We start from the raw sequence: 18,558 nt of genomic DNA on the forward strand, positions 1-18,558 counted from the left end.
GTGTCGCTGATGGACGAGGTGGTGGAAGCGCTGATGGACGACGCGACGATCGACGAGCACGCCAAGGCCCGCTGGGTGCCCGAACCGGACAAGCGGCCCGGCCGCACGGCCTTCCAGCGCGACCGCGCCCGGGTGCTGCACTCCGCCGCGCTGCGCCGGCTGGCCGGCACCACCCAGGTGGTCGCCCCGATGCGCAGCGACTTCCCCCGCACCCGGCTCACCCACTCGCTCGAATGCGCCCAAGTGGGGCGGGAGTTGGGCGCGGCCCTGGGTTGCGATCCGGACTTGGTGGAGACGGCGTGCCTGGCCCACGACCTGGGCCACCCGCCGTTCGGGCACAACGGCGAGCAGGCGCTCGACGAAGCCGCCGCGGCCTGCGGCGGCTTCGAGGGCAACGCCCAGTCGCTGCGCATCCTCACCCGCCTGGAGCCCAAGCGGTTCGCCCCGCTGGACGAGCCGGCGGCCCGGCTGGCCCCCTGGCCCGGCCGCAGCGTCGGGCTCAACCTGACCCGGGCCGCGCTGGACGCCGCCACCAAGTACCCCTGGCCGCGCGGCGGCCACCCCGCCGACCCCGGCTCGTCCAAGTTCGGCGTCTACACCGACGACCTGCCGGTCTTCCGCTGGCTGCGGTCCGGCGCCCCGCACGGCCGCAAGTGCTTCGAGGCCACCGTGATGGACTGGTCCGACGACGTGGCCTACTCCACCCACGACGTGGAGGACGCCATCTACGCCGGCCACATCGCCCTCGCCGCGCTCTCCAGCCCCGCCGAGCGGGCCGAGCTGTGCAAGGTCGCCGAGCAGTACGTGCCGGACGCCGAACCGGAGGAGTTCGCCGCCGCCCTGGACCGGCTGCAGGCCCAGGAGTGGTGGCCGCGCGGCTACGACGGCTCACCGCGCTCCCGGGCCGGCCTCAAGGACCTCACCAGCCAGCTGATCGGCCGGTTCTGCCTGGCCGCCGAGCAGGCCACCCGGGCCCGCTACGGCCCCGGCCGGCTGACCAGGTACGCGGCCGAGCTGGTGGTGCCGCGCTCGGTGCGGCTGGAGTGCGCGGTGCTCAAGGCGGTCGCGGTGCGCTACGTGATGCAGCGCGACGAGCAGGCCCAGCTGCGGGCCCGCCAGCGGGTGGTGATCGCCGAGCTGGCCGAGCTGCTGGCCGCGGGCGACCCGGCGGAGCTGGACCCGGTCTTCGCCGCCCAGCACGCCCAGGCCCCCGATGACGGCGCCGCGCTGCGCGCCGTGATCGACCAGATCGCCAGCCTCACCGACGCCTCCGCGCTCGCCCTCCACGCCCGGCTGACCGGCGGGCCGCTCCAGTAAACTTCCCCGAGTGGCCGGGCGGATCAGGGACGAAGACGTACAGCGGGTGCGCGACGCACTGCCCATCGACGTGGTCGTCGGCGACTACGTACAGCTCACCAATGGTGGCGGCGGCCAGCTGAAGGGCGTCTGCCCGTTCCACGACGAGAAGTCCGCCTCCTTCTACGTCAGCCCCAGCAAGGGTGTCTTCCACTGCTTCGGCTGCCAGGAGAGCGGCGACACGATCACCTTCCTGCAGAAGATCGAGCACTTCTCGTTCGCCGAGGCCGTGGAGCGGATGGCCGCCCAGGCGAACATCACACTGCGCTACGAGGAGGGCGGCTACAACAGCCGCGGGCAGCAGGGCGAGCGCACCCGGCTGGTGGAGGCGCACAAGGTGGCCGCCGCCTACTACCGGGAGCAGCTGGAGGGCCCGGAGGCCGAGATCGGCCGGGCGTTCCTGGCCGAGCGCGGCTTCGACGCCGCCGCGGCCGCCCACTTCGGCGTCGGCTACGCCCCGGCCGGCTGGGAGCACCTGGTGCGCCACCTGCGCGGCAAGGGCTTCACCGACCGCGAGATCCTCCAGGGCGGCCTGGCCTCGCAGGGCCAGCGCGGCGGCCTGATCGACCGGTTCCGGGGCCGCCTGGTGTGGCCGATCCGGGACGTCGCGGGCGAGGTGGTGGGCTTCGGCGCCCGCCGGCTGCGCGAGGACGACAACGGCCCCAAGTACCTCAACACCCCCGAGACGCCGATCTACAAGAAGTCGCACGTTCTCTACGGCATCGACCTGGCCAAGAAGGAGATCGCCAAGTCCGGTCGCGCCGTGGTGGTCGAGGGCTACACCGATGTGATGGCCTGCCACCTCTCGGGTGTCACCACGGCGGTGGCCACCTGCGGTACGGCGTTCGCCGAGGACCACATCAAGATCATCCGCCGGCTGCTGATGGACACCTCGTCCTACCGCGGCGAGACGGTCTTCACCTTCGACGGCGACGCGGCCGGGCAGAAGGCGGCGCTGCGGGCCTTCGAGGACGACCAGAAGTTCGCCGCCCGCACCTCGATCGCGATCAGCCCCGGCGGCATGGACCCGTGCGAACTGCGGCTGGCCCAGGGCGACGAGGCGGTCCGCGAGCTGATCGCCAACCCGGTGCCGCTGTTCGAGTTCGCGCTGCGCTCCACGGTGGCCCGGCACCGGGTGGACGCCGCCGAGGGGCGGGCCGCCGCCCTGGAGGAGGCCGCGCCGATCGTCGCCAAGATCAAGGACCCGTCCATCCGGCACGAGTACGCCGTCCAGCTGGCCGGCCTGTTGGGCATCCTGGACGAACAGTTCGTGGTCCGCCGGGTGGCCCAGATCTCCCGCCGGCAGCGCGAGACCCCGCAGCAGCAGCGCGGGCAGCAGCACGGCCAGTCGGCCCGCCGGCAGCCGTCCCCGCCGCCGGCCGCCCCCGCCCAGCCCGCGTTCCGGCTCGACGGCCGCGACCCGGCCCGGTTCGTCGAGCGCGAACTCCTGAAACTCGCCCTGCAGCACCCGGAGTTGGTCAGCCCGGCGTTCGACCAGTACGGCGAGGACGAGTTCGTGCCGCCGCCCTACGCGGCGGTGCGGCGGGCCATCGCCAAGGCCGGTGGCACCACTTACGGCGCCACCAACGCCGCGTTCCTCCCGCTGGTCCAGGAGGCCGCCGAGGACGGCCGGGTCCGGGCGCTGGTCACCGAGCTGACGGTGGAGCCGATCCGCACCCGGCGCAAGCCGGACGCGATCTACGCCGGGGAGTTCCTGGTCAAGCTGCGCCGGGCTTCGGTGCGCCGCCGGGTCGACGAGGTGCGGGCCCATCTGCAGCGGTTGGGCAACCGGGCGACCCCCGAGGAACTCGCGCCGGTCCAGCAGGAGTTGTGGGCCCTCCAGCAGTACGACGACAATCTGCGCACCCGCGGCGCCGCCGGTCTGTAGTGCTCGGGTGTGGCGCGGCGCACACCGCAAGGGCCACACTGAAAGGGTCTCAGTCCGTCGCACAACGGGCCCCAGCGCCCGTGGAGGGTGGGCCCGTTGGAGATCGCCAGACCGGCCGAGGACGTGCTCGACGAGCTGGGCGAGCCGCCCGACGAGCCAGGCCAGCCGCTGGACGAACCGCCCGACGAGGAGGCCGCCCGGCCGTCGGACGCCCGGCTCGACGCCCTGCGGGAGGGTACCGGCCCGGCCGCCGACCTGTTCCGCCAGTACCTGCGGGAGATCGGCCGGATCCGGCTGCTCACCGCCGCCGAGGAGGTGGAGCTGGCCCGGCAGGTGGAGGCCGGCCTGTTCGCCGAGGAGCACCTGCACCGCCACGGCCTGCCCGACGGCCCGCTGGCCGACGAGCTGGACCAGCTGGTGGTACTCGGCCGCACCGCCAAGCGCCGTCTGATCGAGGCCAATCTGCGCCTGGTGGTCTCGGTCGCCAAGCGCTTCGTCGGCCGCGGGCTCACCATGCTCGACCTGGTGCAGGAGGGCAACGTCGGCCTGATCCGGGCGGTCGAGAAGTTCGACTACACCCGCGGCTACAAGTTCTCCACCTACGCCACCTGGTGGATCCGGCAGGCGATGAGCCGTGCCCTCGCCGACCAGGCCCGCACCATCCGGGTGCCGGTGCACGTGGTGGAGCTGATCAACCGGGTGCTGCGGATGCAGCGCAGACTGCTCCAGGAGCGCGGGGAGGAGCCGACCCCCGCCGAGGTGGCGGCGGCCCTGGAGCTCACCGAGGCCCGGGTCCGGGAGGTGCTGCGGCTGGCCCAGGAACCGATCTCGCTGCACATCCCGGTCGGCGCCGAGGAGGACGTGGCGCTCGGCGACCTGATCGAGGACGCCGACGCCGCCGAGCCCGCCGAGAGCGCCGCCTTCCTGCTGCTGCGCGAGCACCTGGAGGCCGTGCTGGCCACCCTCGGTGAGCGCGAGCGCAAGGTGGTGGAGCTGCGCTACGGGCTGGTCGACGGGCGGGTGCGCACCCTGGAGGAGATCGGTGAGCTCTTCGGCGTGACCCGCGAGCGGATCCGCCAGATCGAGTCCAAGACCCTCGCCAAGCTGCGCGACCACGCCTTCGCCGATCAGCTGCGCGGCTACCTCGACTGACGACGCGCCTAGTGGTGGAAGGCGCTGGTGGGCTCCACCCCGCGGTTCTGCAACGGCGCCGGCTGGGCGCGGAGTTCGGGCAGCACCCGCTCCAGGTCGGCGAGCAGCATGTCGGCCAGGTCCATGGTGAACCCGTTGCGGCAGACCACTCGCAGCACCGACAGGTCGGTCCGGTTGGCCGGGAAGGTGTAGGCGGGCACCTGCCAGCCGCGCTCCCGCAGCCGCCGTGAGACGTCGAAGACGTCGAACGAGGTGACATCGTCCGCCACCGTGCAGGCGAAGACGGGGAGTTGGTCGCCGCGGGTGATCAGCCGGAAGGCGCCCGTCTTCTCGAGCCCGGCCGCCAGGTGGCGGGCCACGTGGCGGCAGGACTGCTGGACCGCGCGGTAGCCCTCGAAGCCCAGTCGCAGGAACTGGTAGTACTGGGCGATCACTTCGGAGCCGGGCCGGGAGAAGTTCAGCGCGAAGGTCGGCATGTCGCCGCCCAGGTAGTTGACCTTGAAGACCAGCTCCTCGGGGAGCGCCTCGTGGTCCCGCCAGAGCGCCCAGCCGACGCCGGGGTAGACCAGGCCGTACTTGTGGCCCGAGGTGTTGATCGAGGCCACCCGGGGCAACCGGAAGTCCCAGATCAGGTCGGGGTCCAGGAACGGTGCGATCATGCCGCCGGAGGCGCCGTCCACGTGCACCGGGATGTCCAGGCCGGTGCGCCGCTGCAGTCCGTCCAGCGCCTCGCAGATCTCCTGGATCGGCTCGTAGGAGCCGTCGAAGGTGGAGCCGAGCACGCCGACCACGCCGATGGTGTTCTCGTCGCACAGCGCCAGCGCGGACTCGGCGTCCAGGTGGAACCGCTCGCCCTCCATCGGTGCGAGCCGGCACTCCACCTCCCAGAAGTTGCAGAACTTCTCCCAGCAGACCTGCACGTTGGCGCCCATCACCATGTTGGGCTTGGCGCCGGCGTCGTAGCGGGCCTGGTTGCGGCGCATCCAGCGGCGCTTGAGGGCCATCCCGGCCAGCATGCAGGCCTCGCTGGAGCCGGTGGTGGAGCAGCCCACCGCCTCGTCCGGCTCGGGCGCGTGCCACAGGCCGGCCAGGATCGCCACGCAGCGCCGCTCCAGCTCGGCGGTCTGCGGGTACTCGTCCTTGTCGATCATGTTCTTGTCGGAGCACTCGGCCATCAGCTTGTCCGCCTCCTCCTCCATCGAGGTGGTGACGAAGGTGGCCAGGTTCAGCTTGGCGTTGCCGTCCAGCATCAGCTCGTCGTGGATCAGCTGGTAGGCGACCCGCGGCGGCAGCGACACGGGGTGCAGCCGGTGCTTCGGCGGAGCTTCGCGCATCGCGCCGATCGGATCGGCTTCCCCCAGAAACGCGTTGACAGACAGTCGGTGGCCGTTGCTCGACCCCTTGTGCAGCGCCATTCCTCGATCGCCCTTCGGTGGAGTACCAGCAGGGCTTCCACGCTAGGCCATCCCGGCGATCTCCGGGTGGACTTGGTCCCGCACCACGCCGAACTGCTGCCGTACTGCGTTACCGAACGGCTGGTCCCGCTCGGGTTCCAGCACCGTCGCTCCCGGAAGCTCCCAACGCGGCGGTTCGGGGGTGCCGGTCAGGGCCCACGCAGCCTGCCGCGCCGCACCACGGGCCGCGTGGTCGCCCGGCGGCGGTATCACCACCGTGGTGTTGAAGATCAGCGAGGCGATGTCGCGGACCGCCGGCAGTCGCCCGACCGCGCCGAGCAGGAACACCCGACGGATCGTCATCCCCTTGGCGCGCAGCCGGTCCAACGCGTCCGCGATGTTGCAGAGCATGCCCTCGACGGCGGCCCTGGCCAAGTGCTCGGGACGCATCGAGTCGGCCCGCAGGCCGTGCAAGGTGCCCGCGGCGTGCGGGAGCCGGGGGGTCCGCTCGCCGTCCAGGTAGGGCAGCAGCACCAGGCCGTAGGCGCCGGGGGTGGAGCGCAGCGCCAGCTCGCTCAGCTGCTCCAGGTCGACGCCGAGCAGCTGGGCGGTGGACCGCAGCACCCCGGCGGCGTTGAGCGTGCCGACCATCGGCAGGTGCCGGCCGGTGGCGTCGGCGAACGAGGAGACGGTGCCGGACGGATCCACCACCGGCTCGTCGTGCAGCGCGAAGACGGTCCCGGAGGCGCCCAGCGACACCACCGCGTCCCCGGGCTCCAGGCCGAGGCCGAGCGCGGCGGCCATGTTGTCACCGGTGCCGGCCGAGATCAGCAGGCCCTCGGGGGTGTGTCCGGCCGGCTCGTTCGGTGCCAGCACCTCGGGCAGCCGGGTCAGTTCGTGCCCCAGGGCCAGCTTCACCAGGTCCTGCCGGTACTCGCCGGTGATCGGCGACCAGTAGCCGGTGCCGGAGGCGTCGCCCCGGTCGGTGGTGCGCCGCTGCGGGTGGCCGAGCAGCTGCCAGACCAGCCAGTCGTGCGGCAGCAGCACCTCGGCGATCCGGCGGGCGTTGGCCGGCTCGAACTCGGCCAGCCAACGCAGCTTGGCGATGGTGTACGTGGCGGCCGGCACGGCGCCGATCGCCGAGGTCCAGGCGGCCGGTCCGCCGAGCGCGTCCACCAGCTGGGCGGCCGCGCCCGAGGAGCGCGGGTCGGTCCACAGCAGGACCGGGCGGACCAGCACCCCGCCCGCGTCCAGCCCGATCAGGCTGTGCCGCTGCGCGGAGACGCCGATCGCCCGCACGCCCTCCAGCAGACCGCCGTGCGCCGCGTCGCCCAGCGAGTGCAGCCAGGACTGCGGGTCCGCCTCGGTGCTGCGGGCCCGGGAGGCCTCCGAGTCCGGGTGCGCGGCCTTGCCGGAGCGCAGCACCTCACCGGTGTCCGCGTCACACGCGACGATCCGGGTGCGAGTGGTCGAGCTGTCGATGCCCGCGACGATGGCCATGCAGGAGATCATGCCGCAGCCGGGGCGCCCGGTTCGGGCGCGGCCCGCAAGTGTTGCGCACTCGGTACGCCTCGGTGGGCGCTCAGCGGCGGACGGTGCCCCAGCTGTCGTCCTCCGGCCGGCTGCGGTTGAAGCAGGCCACCCGGTCGGTGATCGCGTCCGGGAGCCGGTCGCCGACCCGGTCGGTCACCGCGCCCACCGCCTGGCCCGCCGTCTCCCGGGCCCGCTGGGTGGCGTCCCGCACCGCGGGGTGCTGGGCGGCCCGGCGGGCGGCGTCGGCCAGCTGCTCGTAGCGCTGTCGGCCGGCCCGGGCACCCAGCACGTACCCGGCGGCGGCTCCCACGACGAACGAAAGCTTCCACTTCATCTCTCGGTCTCCACCCTTGTGTGGCGGCAGTTGCCGCGGTGCCCTACCCGTCGAGGCCGCCGGTGAACCCCGGAAGTTACCCGGCGGTTTCCCCAGCATCCCCCGACCTGCCCGCCGGCCGCCCGCCGGGAGCGCCGGGCGGGTGGGTGCCCCTCACCTGCTGAAGCAGCGGAAGCGATTGGCGGACCACCCCCCTGGATGCGCTAATGTATGTCCCGCAGCGAGCGCCGAGTGGTGCACGCGGCGGAGAAGACGATCCCGCATAGCTCAATTGGCAGAGCAGCCGGCTGTTAACCGGCAGGTTTTTGGTTCGAGTCCAAATGCGGGAGCTCAGGCAGCCGCCCTGCGGATGCCTGGCCGTGCGATCCCCCATAGCTCAATTGGCAGAGCAGCCGACTGTTAATCGGCAGGTTATTGGTTCGAGTCCAATTGGGGGAGCCACCACACCGAACGCCCTCCGGCCCAGGCCGGGGGGCATTCGCCGTTCCCCGGCCGGTCACGCCGCTGCGGCGGCCTGCTGGAAGAGCGTGCTGACCCGGTCGTCGAAGCTGATGCTGTACGAGACGTCCGGGCTGTCCCCGCCCTGCTGGTAGCCGCCGATCACCCCGACGACCCGTCCGTCGCCGGCCAGCCAGGGGCTGCCGCTGGTGCCGTCGGAGAAGCCGGCGCAGTCGAACTCCTCCTGGGTGGCGCTCTGCGGGGTGGTGCGGGCGGAGCAGGTGATCGGCTCCTCCTGGTCCGCCGGGTAGCCGGTGACGGTCACCGGCAGGCCGAAGCCGCGGCCGACGGCGATCGGGTTGCCGCCGCCCACCGCGTCCTCGATCTGCCGGCCGTCCTTCGGCTCGACCGTGAGGAACGCCACGTCGTACTCCGGGTCGCCGTCGTCCTGCCAGTGCTGGTCGACGGTCACCTTGGAGACCCTCCAGCTGCCCAGCGGCCCCGAGCCGTTCCGGTAGCCGGGCACGAAGGCGAGCCCCGCCACCGGGCCGTCGCCGGTCTGGTAGACGCAGTGCGCGGCGGTGAGCAGCAGGTTGCGGGACGGGCTGTCCACCACGCTGGCGGTGCAGGACCGGGCGTTGCCGTCGTCGGCCAGCTGCAGCACGCCGACCCGGTCGTTCACCCCGTTCGGGGCGGCGGTCACCGCGGTGACCGTGGGGGCGGGGTGCGGCGGGTGGAGCGCGGCCCCGCAGCCGGCCGTGCCGGTCACCAGTCCGGCCGCGGCAGCACCGATCGCCATCCGGCCGCGCAGCCGCCGCGCCATCCGTTCTCCGCCTCTCGGGTCCGCGTGGCGCGCGCCGCGCCCTCGTCACGGACCCAAGATCTACCAAACCAGCCGGTCCGGCGCCAGGCTCGGCCGGATGCGAACCCAATCGTGATTCAGCTGGTCGCGCGGTTGTAGAGGGCTTGGACCGCGTCCCCGAAGTAGCTGCTGTACGAGGTGTCGGGGGTGTTCCCGCCCTCCTGGTAGCCGCCGATCACCCCGACCACCGTGCCGGTCCTGGTGGTGGTGTCGAAGCCGGTGACCCAGGGGCTGCCGCTGGTGCCGCCGCCGTAGTCCGGGCAGTCGATGCGCAGCTGGGTGGGGCTCTGCTCGCTGGTGAGGTTCAGGCAGGTGATCGGCACGTCCGCGCTGCTGGGGTAGCCGGTGAGCCGCACCGGCAACTGGTAGCCCATGTTGATGCCGAGTCGGTTGGCGCCCAGCACCTGCTGCACCTGCTTGCCGTCCTGCGGCAGGACGGTCGCGAAGGCCACGTCCAGGTCGGGGTTGCCGTCGGCCGCCCAGCTGGGGTCGACGGTGATGGCGGCCAGCGGCCAGACCCCGCTGGGCGCGTCGCCGCCGCGGTAGCCGGGCACGAAGACCAGGTCGGAGCGTTGGCCGACGCCCGGGTCGTAGACGCAGTGCGCCGCGGTGACGATCAGGTTCCGGCCGGCGCTGTCCACCACGCTGGCGGTGCAGAAGTGGTCGCCGCTGGTGTCGTGGGTGAAGACCGCGCCGACCAGGCCGTTGATCGTGGTGGGGGAGGCGGTGCGGGTGGTGCCCCTGCGCTTGTTGAAGGCGGCCAGGAAGCGCTTGCGGTTCCAGGCGCCGCTCGTGCCGGACGCCGAGCTCGCCCGGGGCGTGTCGGCCGAGGCCGCGCCGCCGCTCGTGCCGGTGGCCGAGCAGCCCGTGACGCCGACCGGGACGAGCAGCGCCAGGGCCAGCGCCAGCACCGCCGCACGCACCGTCATCCGCCTCCCTGCGGGCCCGCTGACCCGCCCTCGTCACCCCGCGCCGGAGCCGGGAGCGCACTCGTGGTGCGCCCCCGGCGCGCACCGCGGCTGATCGACCGGATATGCTGCCCGAGGCGGCCCGCCAGGGCCGTCTGCGCTGCGGTGAACCAGCCACGGTGGTGGCGGTTCACGCGGTGAGGTGGGGCGGTAGCTCAGCCGGTTAGAGCAGGGGACTCATAATCCCTGGGTCGTGGGTTCGAGTCCCACCCGCCCTACTCAGCACCATGGCCTGGTGTCACCTGCGGGTCTCACCTGGGAGCACCCTAGGGCACCGGATCCGGCCGGTCACGACGACAGGCCGGAACTTCACCCGTTGGGCAGGGGTGCTGTGAGCGGCCGTTGACGGTGTGCCGGTCGACGTTGGCCCAGATGGATGATCTTTCCTGCGTCGACTTGTCCGCGCCCCGTCGCGCCGTGTGATCGTTTGCCGCATGCGACGTATCGCCCTCTCCGCACTGTTCGCCGCCGCCACCCTGGTCGGGATGGCCGCCGCGCCCGCCCAGGCCGCCAGCGGTCAGGTGGTGGTCTACAGCACCCAGTTCCGGCCGCTGGACGTCTATCAGGACCCGCACGGCTGCAAGAAGCTGCCGCTGGACACGCACGTGGTGTTCAACATGACCAACTCGCCGATCAAGGTCTACGCCGACCCGTTCTGCACCATCCCGATCACCGAGGACCCGACCACCGTCGGGACGCTCGAGCCCGGCCACGGCTCGCACGCCGGCGGGGCGGGCAGCTTCAAGGCGCCCTGACGGGCGGTCAAGCGGTGGCCGCCGGGGGATGGCAGGGCTTCGCCGGGCGGGGCGGTCAGCAGCCCGCCCGACGGGGCCTCCCACCGGTCCGGCACCGGCACTGCCGGTGCCGGACCGGGCGCGGCCGACCGAGGGCGGCGACGGGACCGCGCGTCCCGTCGCCGCCCTTTCGCGCGGTGCGCTCAGCCGAGCCGGTCGACCAGCCAGCGGGCGCCCCGGACCAGGGCCCCGCGGCGGCGCGCGCGGCGCGAGTTGCCCCGGGACTGGAGCGGGACGACGCCCGGTGGGGCGGCGGCCAGCGAGGCCAGCCGGGCGGCGGAGCGGGCCAGGTCGGTGCGCAGCCGGCGCCGTCGGCCCGGGTCGGTGGTGTGTTGCAGGGCCGCGTGCAGCCCTTCGATCTCGGCGACGGCCGCGGCCAGTCGCAGTGAGTCTGCGGAGCCGGCGGACCGGTGGTCCCCCCACGGCATGCTCAGCGCTGTTCCCTTCGATCGGGTCCTTCGTGGTTCCTTCGGACGGGGCCTGTTCCCTCGGACGGGGCCTGTTCCCTCGGACGGGGCCTGGGCGGCTCAGCCGTAGCTGAGGCCGGAGCAGGGGTCGGCGTCGGCGGATCTGAGGTTCTCGGTGATGCCGCTCGGCAGCCCGGTCGCCGAGGCACTGGCCGCGGCACCGGTCGAGGGCCCGGGCGAGCCACCCGAGGGGCTGCTCGCGGGGCTGCTCGCAGGGCCGTCGGAGGGGCTGCCGGTCGCCGTGGCGTCGGGCGGGTCGTCGTCGGCGGCGACCGGGCTGCCGGACTCCCCGGGGAGGCTGGCGGCGTAGTCGGCGCCGACGGTGACGGTCACGGCGGTGACCGACGGGCTCGACACGACCTGGGCGCCCGGGAAGTACTGGGCCAGCTGCTCGGCGGCGGTCTGCTTGCCGGCCGGGTACTCGACGGCCGTGACGGCGCGTTGGATCCCGTCGGGGTCCGTGCTGACGTCCTGGTAGCCGCGGGTCCGCAGCACCTGCTCCACCTGCAGCGACAGGCCGGGGACGAAGCTGCCGTTCTGCACCACGATCGGCACCGTGACGTCGCCGGAGGGGGCCGCCGTCGGGGCCGGCGCGCTGCTCGGGCGGGCGGCGCTCCGGTCGTCCAGGGTGCGGTCCTGGCGCAGCAGCGTCCACAGGGTGTCGACGTCCGGGTGGATCAGTGCCACCCGTTCTCCCGCGTACCGCCACGGGGTGGTCACGAATTCCACGTCGGCGAGCTTGATCGACCGCAGTGAGCGGATGAACGAGGCCAGTTTCAGCGGGCTGCCCAGGCCCTGGTCGACCGTCAGCGACCTGGTCGCGGAGTCGGCAAGCGGGAGCAGGGCGGTCAGGTCGAACCCCTTTGCCTGGATCTTCTTGACCAGCGCGGCCAGGAAGGCCTGCTGGCGCTTCATCCGGCCGATGTCCGAGCCGTCCCCGAGGCCGTGCCGGGCGCGCACGTAGTCCAGCGCGCTCTGGCCGCTGACCGTCTGCAGGCCCTTCTTCAGGTGGATCCCGAAGCCGTCCACGTCATTGGGCACGCACACCTGGACGCCGCCGACCGCGCCGGTCATGGCGGCGAAGCCCTTGAAGTCCACCACCACGGTGTGGTGCACCCGCAGTCCGGTCATGGTCTCCACGGTGTTCTGGCTGCACGCCGGGTTGCCGTTCGGTGCGGAGCCCACGGAGAACGCCGCGTTGAACATCTGGTCGTGCTGCGGTTCGGTCCACTTCCCGCCCGGCAGCAGGCAGGGCGGGATGTCCACCAGGGCGTCGCGGGGGATCGAGACGGCCACCGCGTGCCGGTGGTCGGCGTAGACGTGCAGCAGGATGGCGGTGTCGGAGTTGCCCGTGCCGACGTCGCCGCCCGCCAGGGCGGAGTTGCCCCCGGTCCGGCTGTCCGAGCCGAGCACCAGCACGTTGACCGGGGTGTTGCCGGCCGCGTCCGACGGGCCGTCGGGCGGGCGGTGGGAGGAGATGCCGGCGCTGGAGAAGATCGAGAGGTTGCCGTCGAGCCGTTCGTAGAACCAGGAACCGGCCCCGGCTGTTCCCAGCATCAGGACGAACGCGGTCACCACGGCGACCTTCGCCAGTCGGCGGCGCTGCTGGGCAGTTGACGCCTCAGCGCTTAAGCTGGTGGTTTCCGCTCCGTCCTGGGCGTGCTGCTCCCCGGGGTTGGCCTCGGGATCGGTCATGGGTTCTCCGCGCGGTCTCCGACAGATCAGTGGGCCGGCGGGCTCCTCCGGAGCCGATCAGGAGGACGGTCCGGCCGAGTGATCCGGTTGCACACTTGCGCAATTTAGCAAGTTTTGAGCAGACCGCATACCCCCGGCAACCGTGTTGCGGAGGATGCGGCTATTCGGCGCAGGGAATCAGAACGCGGGAGTGTCGGGCTGCGTGCCGGTCGACGGCCGGTCGGGGCTGCCGGGCATACCGGGGATTCCGGGCATGCCGGGCATGCCGGGGGTCCCGGGCGCGCCGGGAGTCCCGGGGATGCCGGGCATGCCGGGGGTGCCTCCCGCCGGGGCGCCGGAGCGGTTCGCGGTGCCGTGCACCGTCGGCGCGCCGTAGGGCGGCGGGGTGGCCGCGGCGGGCGCGGCGGCCTCGCGGGGGGCGGCCCGCAGGTACATGGTGTCGTCGTCGCGCGCCTCGCCCTGGCCCGGCACGGTGCCGGCGGCCGGGGTGGGGGGCACCGCGGCGGCGGCCGGCTTGGGCGGCGCGATGACGCCCGACGACTCCGGCGCCGGTTCCAGCTCGTTGCGCCCGGCCGCGTCGCTCAGCTTCAGCAGGATCCCGGTGAGCAGCCAGTTGGCCAGGGTGGAGGAGCCACCGGCGGCCAGGAACGGCAGCGCCTTGCCGGTCAGCGGGATCAGGCCGCTGACGCCGCCGACCACCACGAAGACCTGCAGTCCCACGGCGCTGGCCAGGCCGGTGGCGAGCAGCTTGCCGAACGGGTCGGAGAGCGCGATCGCCGTCTTCAGGCCGCGCTGCACGAACAGCCCGTAGACCAGCAGCACCGCGGTCACCCCGGCCAGGCCCAGCTCCTCACCGATGGTGGTGAAGATGAAGTCGCTGCGGCCGGCGAAGCCGATCAGCCAGGGCCGACCGCTGCCCAGCCCGGTGCCGGTGAGGTGCCCGGTGCCGAAGCTGAACAGCGCCTCGGCGGACTGGTTGGAGATGAGTGCCGGGTCGTGGTGCGGCTTGTAGTAGTCCAGCGGGTGCAGCCAGGCCTCGACCCGGCCGTGCACGTGCGGCTCGATGGAGCCGACCACGGCGGCGCCGCCGACGGCCATCACCAGCCCGAGGATCGTCCAGCTGGTCCGCTCGGTGGCCACGTAGAGCATCACGATGAAGACGCCGAAGAAGATCAGCGAGGTGCCCAGGTCGCGCTCGAAGATCAGCACCAGCAGGCTGACCGCCCAGATCGCCACCACCGGCCCGAGGTTGCGCATCCGCGGCAGGCTCATGCCCATGACCTTGCGGCCGACCAGCGCCAGCGCGTCCCGGCTCATCATCAGGTAGCCGGCGAAGAAGATGCAGATGGCCAGCTTGACGAACTCGTCCGGCTCCAGCTGCGGCAGGCCCGGGATCTTGATCCAGCGCTTGGCGCCGAAGTCGTCGCCGGGGAAGAAGGCGGGCGCGGCCAGCAGCACCAGGCCGCCGACCATCACGATGTAGACGTAGCGCTGGAAGAACCGGTGGTGCTTGATGAACGCGATCATCGCCATCGCGATCGGCACCGAGATGAAGAGGAACTGCACCTGCGAGGGCGCGGCCGGGAGCTTCTGGTAGTCGCCCTTGGCGGCGTGGACGATCGCGTAGGACTGGTCCAGCCGGTTGAGCAGCACCAGGCCGAGCCCGTTGAGCAGCACCGCGCAGGGCAGGATCAGCGGGTCCGCGTACCGGGCGTACTTGCGCATCACCAGGTGCGCGCCGAACACCAGCACGGTGAAGGACACCCCGTAGACCAGCAGGCCCGGCGGCATCCTGTCGTTCAGCGCCAGGTCGGCGTCGATGTACGCGAACAGGCAGATCGCGAGGGCGAAGGCCAACAGCGCCGCCTCGATGTTGCGCCGCCGGTCGGCCCCGCGCTGGCCCTCGGCACGCTGGCTGGCCCGTTGGCTGCCTATCACACGAACTCCCCACCGGCACGGCACACTGGACCGGCGAATTCTCGCATGCCGAGCGGGGTGGGCCTCGCACCGACCCGAGACCAAGGGGGCGCGCACTGCGCCCTACGCGCCGGGGGGCGGCGCGGCTAGACTGAGCCGCCGTACAACAGGGAGAGGGGTGGCACGGATGACGGGCTGGAGCAGGCTCGACGACCCCTCGCCGCAGCTGCTGCAGCAAGCGGCTGCCTCCTTCGGCCTGCTCGCCTCCACCATGCGGCTGCACATCGTCTGGGTGCTCAGCCAGGGCGAAGCCGACGTCGGCACCCTGGCCGACCGGGTCGGCGGCACCCTGCAGGCGGTCAGCCAGCACCTGGCCAAGCTCAAGCTGGCCGGCATCGTCTCCAACCGCCGCGAGGGCCGCCGCCAGGTCTACGGCGTCGAGGACCCGCAGATGGCCAGCCTGGTCCGGTTGATGGTCGAGAACCTGAACGCCGCCGGGACGCCGCTCGCCGAGGTGCGGCACCTGCGGAGCAGCGATGGCTGAGCGCGTGGCGCACCAGCTCCGGGCGGCCCGCGGCCGACCGGACGGCGGTGCGCCCGCGGCGCTCGGCCCGGCCCGGCTGAGCCGGTTGCAGGCGCTGCGCGCGTTCGACGCCTCACCGCGCGGCCTGCCGGAGCAGGAGGCCGAGGAACGCCTCGCCCGGCACGGCGAGAACACCGTGCTCCCCGAGCCCGAGCCCGGCCGGCTGGGCCGGATCCCCAGCGCGCTCGGCGACCCGTTCACCGGGCTGCTGGCCGGCCTGACTGCGGTCTGCGCGCTGATCGGATCCTGGGGCAGCACCGCGATACTGGGCACCCTGGTGGTCACCGCCTGCGCGCTGCGGCTGACCGACGAGCACCGCGCCGCCACCGCGCTGGCCGCGCTGCGGGCGCTGGTGCCGACCACCGCGACGGTGCTGCGCCGGGCCGGCGGGACGGAACCGCTGGCCCGCGAACTGCCGGTCGAACAGCTGGTGCCCGGCGACGTGGTCCACCTCGCCGCCGGTGACGCGGTGCCCGCGGACCTGCGCCTGCTGCGCGCCGAAGGGCTGACCCTGGACCAGTCGGCGCTGACCGGCGAGAGCGAGCCGGTGCACCGCGCCGCCGTCGACCTGCCGCCGGCCGCGGCGTCCAGCCCGTTCGAGGAACCGCACCTGTGCTTCGCCGGCAGCACCGTGGTCACCGGCAGCGCCACCGCGCTGGTGCTCGCCACCGGCGCCGACACCCGGTTCGGCGTCGCGCACCGGCCCGGACCGGTCCGGCACCCGGGACGCTCGGCGGTGGAGCGCGGGGTGCGCCGGGCGGTGCGGGCGATGGTCCTCTTCATGGCCGCCGCCGTCCCGGCCACGGTGGCGGCCGACACCCTGCTGCACGGCTGGAGCGCAGCCCTGCTGCCGTTCGCGGTCGCCGCCGCGGTCGGCCTCACCCCGGAACTGCTGCCGCTGGTGATCAGCGCGGTGCTGGCCCGGGGCAGCGCGGGGCTGCGCCGGGACGGCCTGGTGGTGCGCCGGCTGCCCACGATCGGCGAACTGGGCGCGCTCGACGTGCTCTGCCTGGACAAGACCGGCACCCTCAGCAACGGCGAGACCGCGGTGCTCGGCGGCCTGGACCCGGCCGGCGAGCCCGACCAGGAGCCGCTGCGCTGGGCCGCGCTGGCCGCCGAGGCCGCGCTGCTGGCGGGCGACCCGGGGCTGGCCGCACCGCTGGACGAGGCGCTGCTGGTCACGGCCGACCAGGCCGGACTGCTGGACGGCCCGGACTCGACCGTCCGGCAGCTGCTGCCGTTCGACCCGGTGCGCCGCTACGCCGGTGCCGTGCTGGGCCTGCGGGAGGACGGGCACCGGCAGCTGCTGGTGGTCAAGGGCGCGCCGGAGGCGGTGCTGGAGCGCTGCCCGGAGCTGCCCGAGGGGCAGCGGGCCGCCGCGCTGGCCCTGGTCGACCGGCAGGCCGCCGCCGGGGTGCGGCTGCTCGCGGTGGCGCTGGCCGAGCAGCCGCGGCTGGGCACCGCGGTGGACTTCGACGGGCTGCGGCTGCTGGGCTTCGTGGCGCTGAGCGACGAGCCGGTGGCCGGCGCGGCCGCCGCCCTCGCCGAACTGTCCGGCAGCGGGGTCGCGCTCACCGTGCTGACCGGTGACCACCCGAGCACCGCGCTGCGGCTGTGCGAGCAGCTGGGGCTCGCGGTGGACCGGGTGGTGCTGGGCGCCGAACTGGCCGGGCTGAGCGAGGCGGAACTGGCTGCGGCGGCAGCCCGCGGGGCGCTCTTCGCGCGCTGCGACCCGGAGCAGAAGGCCGCCGTGGTGCGGGCCCTGCGCCGGGCCGGGCACACCGTCGGGTTCCTGGGCGACGGCGTCAACGACGTGCCGGCGCTGCGGACGGCGGACGTCGGCTTCGTCACCCCGGGCGCCGTCGGCGCGGCGCGGGCCTGGGCGGACGTGCTGCTCGGCGGCAGCGATCCGGCCCGGCTGGGCCGGGCGCTGGCGGTCGGCCGCGAGGCGGTCGCCCGCGTCGCCGCCTACCTGCGGATCGCACTCTCCTGCAACCTGGGCAACGCGGTCTCGATGCTGGCCGGCGGGGTGCTGCTGCCGTTCCTGCCGATGCTGCCGGCCCAGGTGCTGCTGCAGAACCTCTGCTTCGACGCGGCGCAGCTGTCGTTCGCGGTCTCCGGGCGGCACCTGGCCGGTGGGGCGGGGCCCGGCGGCCGGCCGGTGCGGCTGCGCTGGGGGGCGCTCGCGGCCTTCGCGCTCGGCTTCGGGCTGCTCAACTCGGTCGGCGACGTGGCGCTCTTCGCGGTGATGCGGCGGATCACCCACGGGTTCACCGGGCCCGGCGCGGAGGGCATGTTCCACACCGCCTGGTTCACCGAGAACCTGCTCACCCAGGCGCTGGCCCTGCCGGTGCTCCACGGACTGACCGGCGCCCGGCCGCGGCCGCCGCGCCCGGTCTGGTGCGCGGCGGCCGCGCTGGCGGTGCTGGGGGTGCTGCTGCCGTCACTGCCGGGCAGTGGGCACCTGGGCTTCGTGCCGCTGCCGTTCGGCGCGGCCGGCCCGCTGGCCCTGGTGGTGCTGGGCTACGGGGGGCTGCTGCTGGCCGCCCGCCGGCTCTGGCGCCTGCTCGCTCGCTGGGACGGGCTGCGGCGGCAGGCCGCCTGACCGGCGCGCGCCTCAGCCCTCGGCGCCGAGCAGCATCCGGTTCAGCAGGTCGCGCAGTGTCCGGCGCTCCTCCTGGGAGAGGGTGGCCAGCGGCTCCCGGGCGAAGTGCAGGGAGCTGCGCAGCTCGGCGGAGGCGGTCCGGCCGGCCTCGGTGGCGGCGACCAGCTTGACCCGGCGGTCCTGCGGGTCGGCCTGGCGGGTGACGAAGCCGCGGGTCTCCAGCCGGTCGACGATGCCGGTGATGTTGGACGGCTCGCAGCTGAGCGTCTGCGCGATCCGCCGCATCGGCAGCGGACCGAAGCGCAGCAGGGCGAGCACCTTGGCCTGGGCGCCGGTGAGCGAGCGGGCCTGGGCGGCCTCCTCGTACTCCCGGTGGAAGATGGCCACCAGTCCCGCCATCAGTTCGACCACGTCGCGGGTCAGCTGCTCTTCGTCGGTCTGCTCCTGGATGCTCTCCATGAATTCATGCTACCTGAATATTTGACATCCTGAACCTTTCAGGTCCAGGGTTTACTTCATCTGGTCAACCTTTCAGGTACCCGTGCACCCGCACCCCGCATCCCCAAGGAGCG

At 73.4% G+C, this 18,558-nt stretch carries 15 protein-coding genes and 3 tRNA genes; 9 read left to right on the forward strand and 9 right to left on the reverse strand.

The window, feature by feature from the left end; all coding sequences use genetic code 11:
• The first annotated feature begins 9 nt into the window (after window positions 1-9).
• The 3 genes from LN042_RS23465 (at window position 10) to LN042_RS23475 (ending at window position 4,396) form a co-directional block, all read left to right on the forward strand.
• A complete protein-coding gene (locus LN042_RS23465) occupies window positions 10-1,317 on the forward strand; it encodes a deoxyguanosinetriphosphate triphosphohydrolase (protein WP_230053300.1) in 1,308 nt (435 codons plus the stop codon).
• A gap of 10 nt (window positions 1,318-1,327) precedes the next feature.
• Window positions 1,328-3,244 (forward strand): DNA primase, encoded by a 1,917-nt coding sequence (dnaG, locus tag LN042_RS23470; RefSeq protein ID WP_230053301.1) that lies wholly within the window; start codon window positions 1,328-1,330, stop codon window positions 3,242-3,244.
• 135 nt (window positions 3,245-3,379) lie between these two features.
• Entirely contained in the window at window positions 3,380-4,396 is a 1,017-nt protein-coding gene (locus LN042_RS23475) for an RNA polymerase sigma factor (RefSeq protein WP_249801397.1), read from the forward strand.
• Window positions 4,397-4,404: 8 nt separating this feature from the next.
• On the opposite strand, the gene gad is transcribed toward LN042_RS23475, so the two are convergent.
• The 3 genes from gad to LN042_RS23490 all read right to left on the reverse strand — a co-directional run bounded on the left by gad (window position 4,405) and on the right by LN042_RS23490 (window position 7,657).
• Window positions 4,405-5,811: a glutamate decarboxylase gene (gene gad / locus LN042_RS23480; protein ID WP_230053302.1), complete on the reverse strand. Its 1,407-nt coding sequence runs from the start codon at window positions 5,809-5,811 to the stop codon at window positions 4,405-4,407.
• A gap of 42 nt (window positions 5,812-5,853) precedes the next feature.
• The gene (locus LN042_RS23485; protein WP_230053303.1) at window positions 5,854-7,290 is read right to left on the reverse strand and encodes an FGGY family carbohydrate kinase; all 1,437 of its coding nucleotides are present in this window, start codon (window positions 7,288-7,290) and stop codon (window positions 5,854-5,856) included.
• Between the two features lie 82 nt (window positions 7,291-7,372).
• Window positions 7,373-7,657, reverse strand: coding sequence for a hypothetical protein (locus LN042_RS23490; RefSeq protein ID WP_230053304.1), 285 nt, complete (start codon window positions 7,655-7,657; stop codon window positions 7,373-7,375).
• A 256-nt stretch (window positions 7,658-7,913) separates the two neighbouring features.
• Here LN042_RS23490 and LN042_RS23495 point away from each other — a divergent pair.
• Together LN042_RS23495 and LN042_RS23500 are read left to right on the forward strand one after the other, a co-directional pair.
• Window positions 7,914-7,986, forward strand: a tRNA-Asn gene (locus LN042_RS23495).
• A 36-nt stretch (window positions 7,987-8,022) separates the two neighbouring features.
• A tRNA-Asn gene (locus tag LN042_RS23500) sits at window positions 8,023-8,098 on the forward strand.
• A 55-nt stretch (window positions 8,099-8,153) separates the two neighbouring features.
• Here the strand turns inward: LN042_RS23500 and LN042_RS23505 are convergent.
• Both LN042_RS23505 and LN042_RS23510 read right to left on the reverse strand, forming a co-directional pair.
• Complete coding sequence (locus tag LN042_RS23505) at window positions 8,154-8,918, reverse strand: trypsin-like serine peptidase (RefSeq protein ID WP_230053305.1); 765 nt, start codon at window positions 8,916-8,918, stop codon at window positions 8,154-8,156.
• A 116-nt stretch (window positions 8,919-9,034) separates the two neighbouring features.
• Complete coding sequence (locus tag LN042_RS23510; protein WP_230053306.1) at window positions 9,035-9,886, reverse strand: trypsin-like serine peptidase; 852 nt, start codon at window positions 9,884-9,886, stop codon at window positions 9,035-9,037.
• Between the two features lie 183 nt (window positions 9,887-10,069).
• Between LN042_RS23510 and LN042_RS23515 the strand changes: the two genes are divergently transcribed.
• Window positions 10,070-10,143, forward strand: a tRNA-Ile gene (locus LN042_RS23515).
• Between the two features lie 216 nt (window positions 10,144-10,359).
• The gene (locus LN042_RS23520; RefSeq protein ID WP_230053307.1) at window positions 10,360-10,680 is read left to right on the forward strand and encodes a hypothetical protein; all 321 of its coding nucleotides are present in this window, start codon (window positions 10,360-10,362) and stop codon (window positions 10,678-10,680) included.
• A gap of 182 nt (window positions 10,681-10,862) precedes the next feature.
• Here the strand turns inward: LN042_RS23520 and LN042_RS23525 are convergent, their stop codons facing one another.
• The 3 genes from LN042_RS23525 to LN042_RS23535 form a co-directional block, all read right to left on the reverse strand.
• Window positions 10,863-11,147, reverse strand: coding sequence for a hypothetical protein (locus LN042_RS23525; protein WP_230053308.1), 285 nt, complete (start codon window positions 11,145-11,147; stop codon window positions 10,863-10,865).
• Between the two features lie 99 nt (window positions 11,148-11,246).
• Entirely contained in the window at window positions 11,247-12,881 is a 1,635-nt protein-coding gene (locus LN042_RS23530; RefSeq protein WP_230053309.1) for an LCP family protein, read from the reverse strand.
• Window positions 12,882-13,058: 177 nt separating this feature from the next.
• Window positions 13,059-14,819: an FtsW/RodA/SpoVE family cell cycle protein gene (locus tag LN042_RS23535; protein WP_308191855.1), complete on the reverse strand. Its 1,761-nt coding sequence runs from the start codon at window positions 14,817-14,819 to the stop codon at window positions 13,059-13,061.
• A 166-nt stretch (window positions 14,820-14,985) separates the two neighbouring features.
• Here LN042_RS23535 and LN042_RS23540 point away from each other — a divergent pair, with 166 nt between their 5' ends.
• Together LN042_RS23540 and LN042_RS23545 are read left to right on the forward strand one after the other, a co-directional pair.
• A complete protein-coding gene (locus tag LN042_RS23540; RefSeq protein ID WP_230053355.1) occupies window positions 14,986-15,342 on the forward strand; it encodes an ArsR/SmtB family transcription factor in 357 nt (118 codons plus the stop codon).
• Window positions 15,335-17,986, forward strand: a complete 2,652-nt coding sequence (locus LN042_RS23545; protein WP_230053310.1) for an HAD-IC family P-type ATPase — start codon at window positions 15,335-15,337, stop codon at window positions 17,984-17,986. The genes LN042_RS23540 and LN042_RS23545 overlap by 8 nt, the downstream gene beginning before the upstream one ends.
• A gap of 12 nt (window positions 17,987-17,998) precedes the next feature.
• Here LN042_RS23545 and LN042_RS23550 read toward each other — a convergent pair whose 3' ends face one another.
• Entirely contained in the window at window positions 17,999-18,445 is a 447-nt protein-coding gene (locus LN042_RS23550; protein ID WP_230053311.1) for a MarR family winged helix-turn-helix transcriptional regulator, read from the reverse strand.
• Window positions 18,446-18,558: the final 113 nt, after the last annotated feature.

It is taken from the genome of Kitasatospora humi (assembly GCF_020907985.1).
Taxonomy (GTDB): domain Bacteria; phylum Actinomycetota; class Actinomycetes; order Streptomycetales; family Streptomycetaceae; genus Kitasatospora; species Kitasatospora humi.

Excerpts from the sequence above, each read along its gene's own strand:
- LN042_RS23465 (WP_230053300.1), top strand. The coding sequence starts at position 10 with ATGGACGAGGTGGTGGAAGCGCTGATGGACGACGCGACGATCGACGAG.
- gad (WP_230053302.1), bottom strand. The coding sequence starts at position 5,811 with ATGGCGCTGCACAAGGGGTCGAGCAACGGCCACCGACTGTCTGTCAAC.
- LN042_RS23485 (WP_230053303.1), bottom strand. The coding sequence starts at position 7,290 with ATGGCCATCGTCGCGGGCATCGACAGCTCGACCACTCGCACCCGGATC.
- LN042_RS23490 (WP_230053304.1), bottom strand. The coding sequence starts at position 7,657 with ATGAAGTGGAAGCTTTCGTTCGTCGTGGGAGCCGCCGCCGGGTACGTG.
- LN042_RS23505 (WP_230053305.1), bottom strand. The coding sequence starts at position 8,918 with ATGGCGCGGCGGCTGCGCGGCCGGATGGCGATCGGTGCTGCCGCGGCC.
- LN042_RS23510 (WP_230053306.1), bottom strand. The coding sequence starts at position 9,886 with ATGACGGTGCGTGCGGCGGTGCTGGCGCTGGCCCTGGCGCTGCTCGTC.
- LN042_RS23520 (WP_230053307.1), top strand. The coding sequence starts at position 10,360 with ATGCGACGTATCGCCCTCTCCGCACTGTTCGCCGCCGCCACCCTGGTC.
- LN042_RS23525 (WP_230053308.1), bottom strand. The coding sequence starts at position 11,147 with ATGCCGTGGGGGGACCACCGGTCCGCCGGCTCCGCAGACTCACTGCGA.
- LN042_RS23530 (WP_230053309.1), bottom strand. The coding sequence starts at position 12,881 with ATGACCGATCCCGAGGCCAACCCCGGGGAGCAGCACGCCCAGGACGGA.
- LN042_RS23540 (WP_230053355.1), top strand. The coding sequence starts at position 14,986 with ATGACGGGCTGGAGCAGGCTCGACGACCCCTCGCCGCAGCTGCTGCAG.
- LN042_RS23545 (WP_230053310.1), top strand. The coding sequence starts at position 15,335 with ATGGCTGAGCGCGTGGCGCACCAGCTCCGGGCGGCCCGCGGCCGACCG.
- LN042_RS23550 (WP_230053311.1), bottom strand. The coding sequence starts at position 18,445 with ATGGAGAGCATCCAGGAGCAGACCGACGAAGAGCAGCTGACCCGCGAC.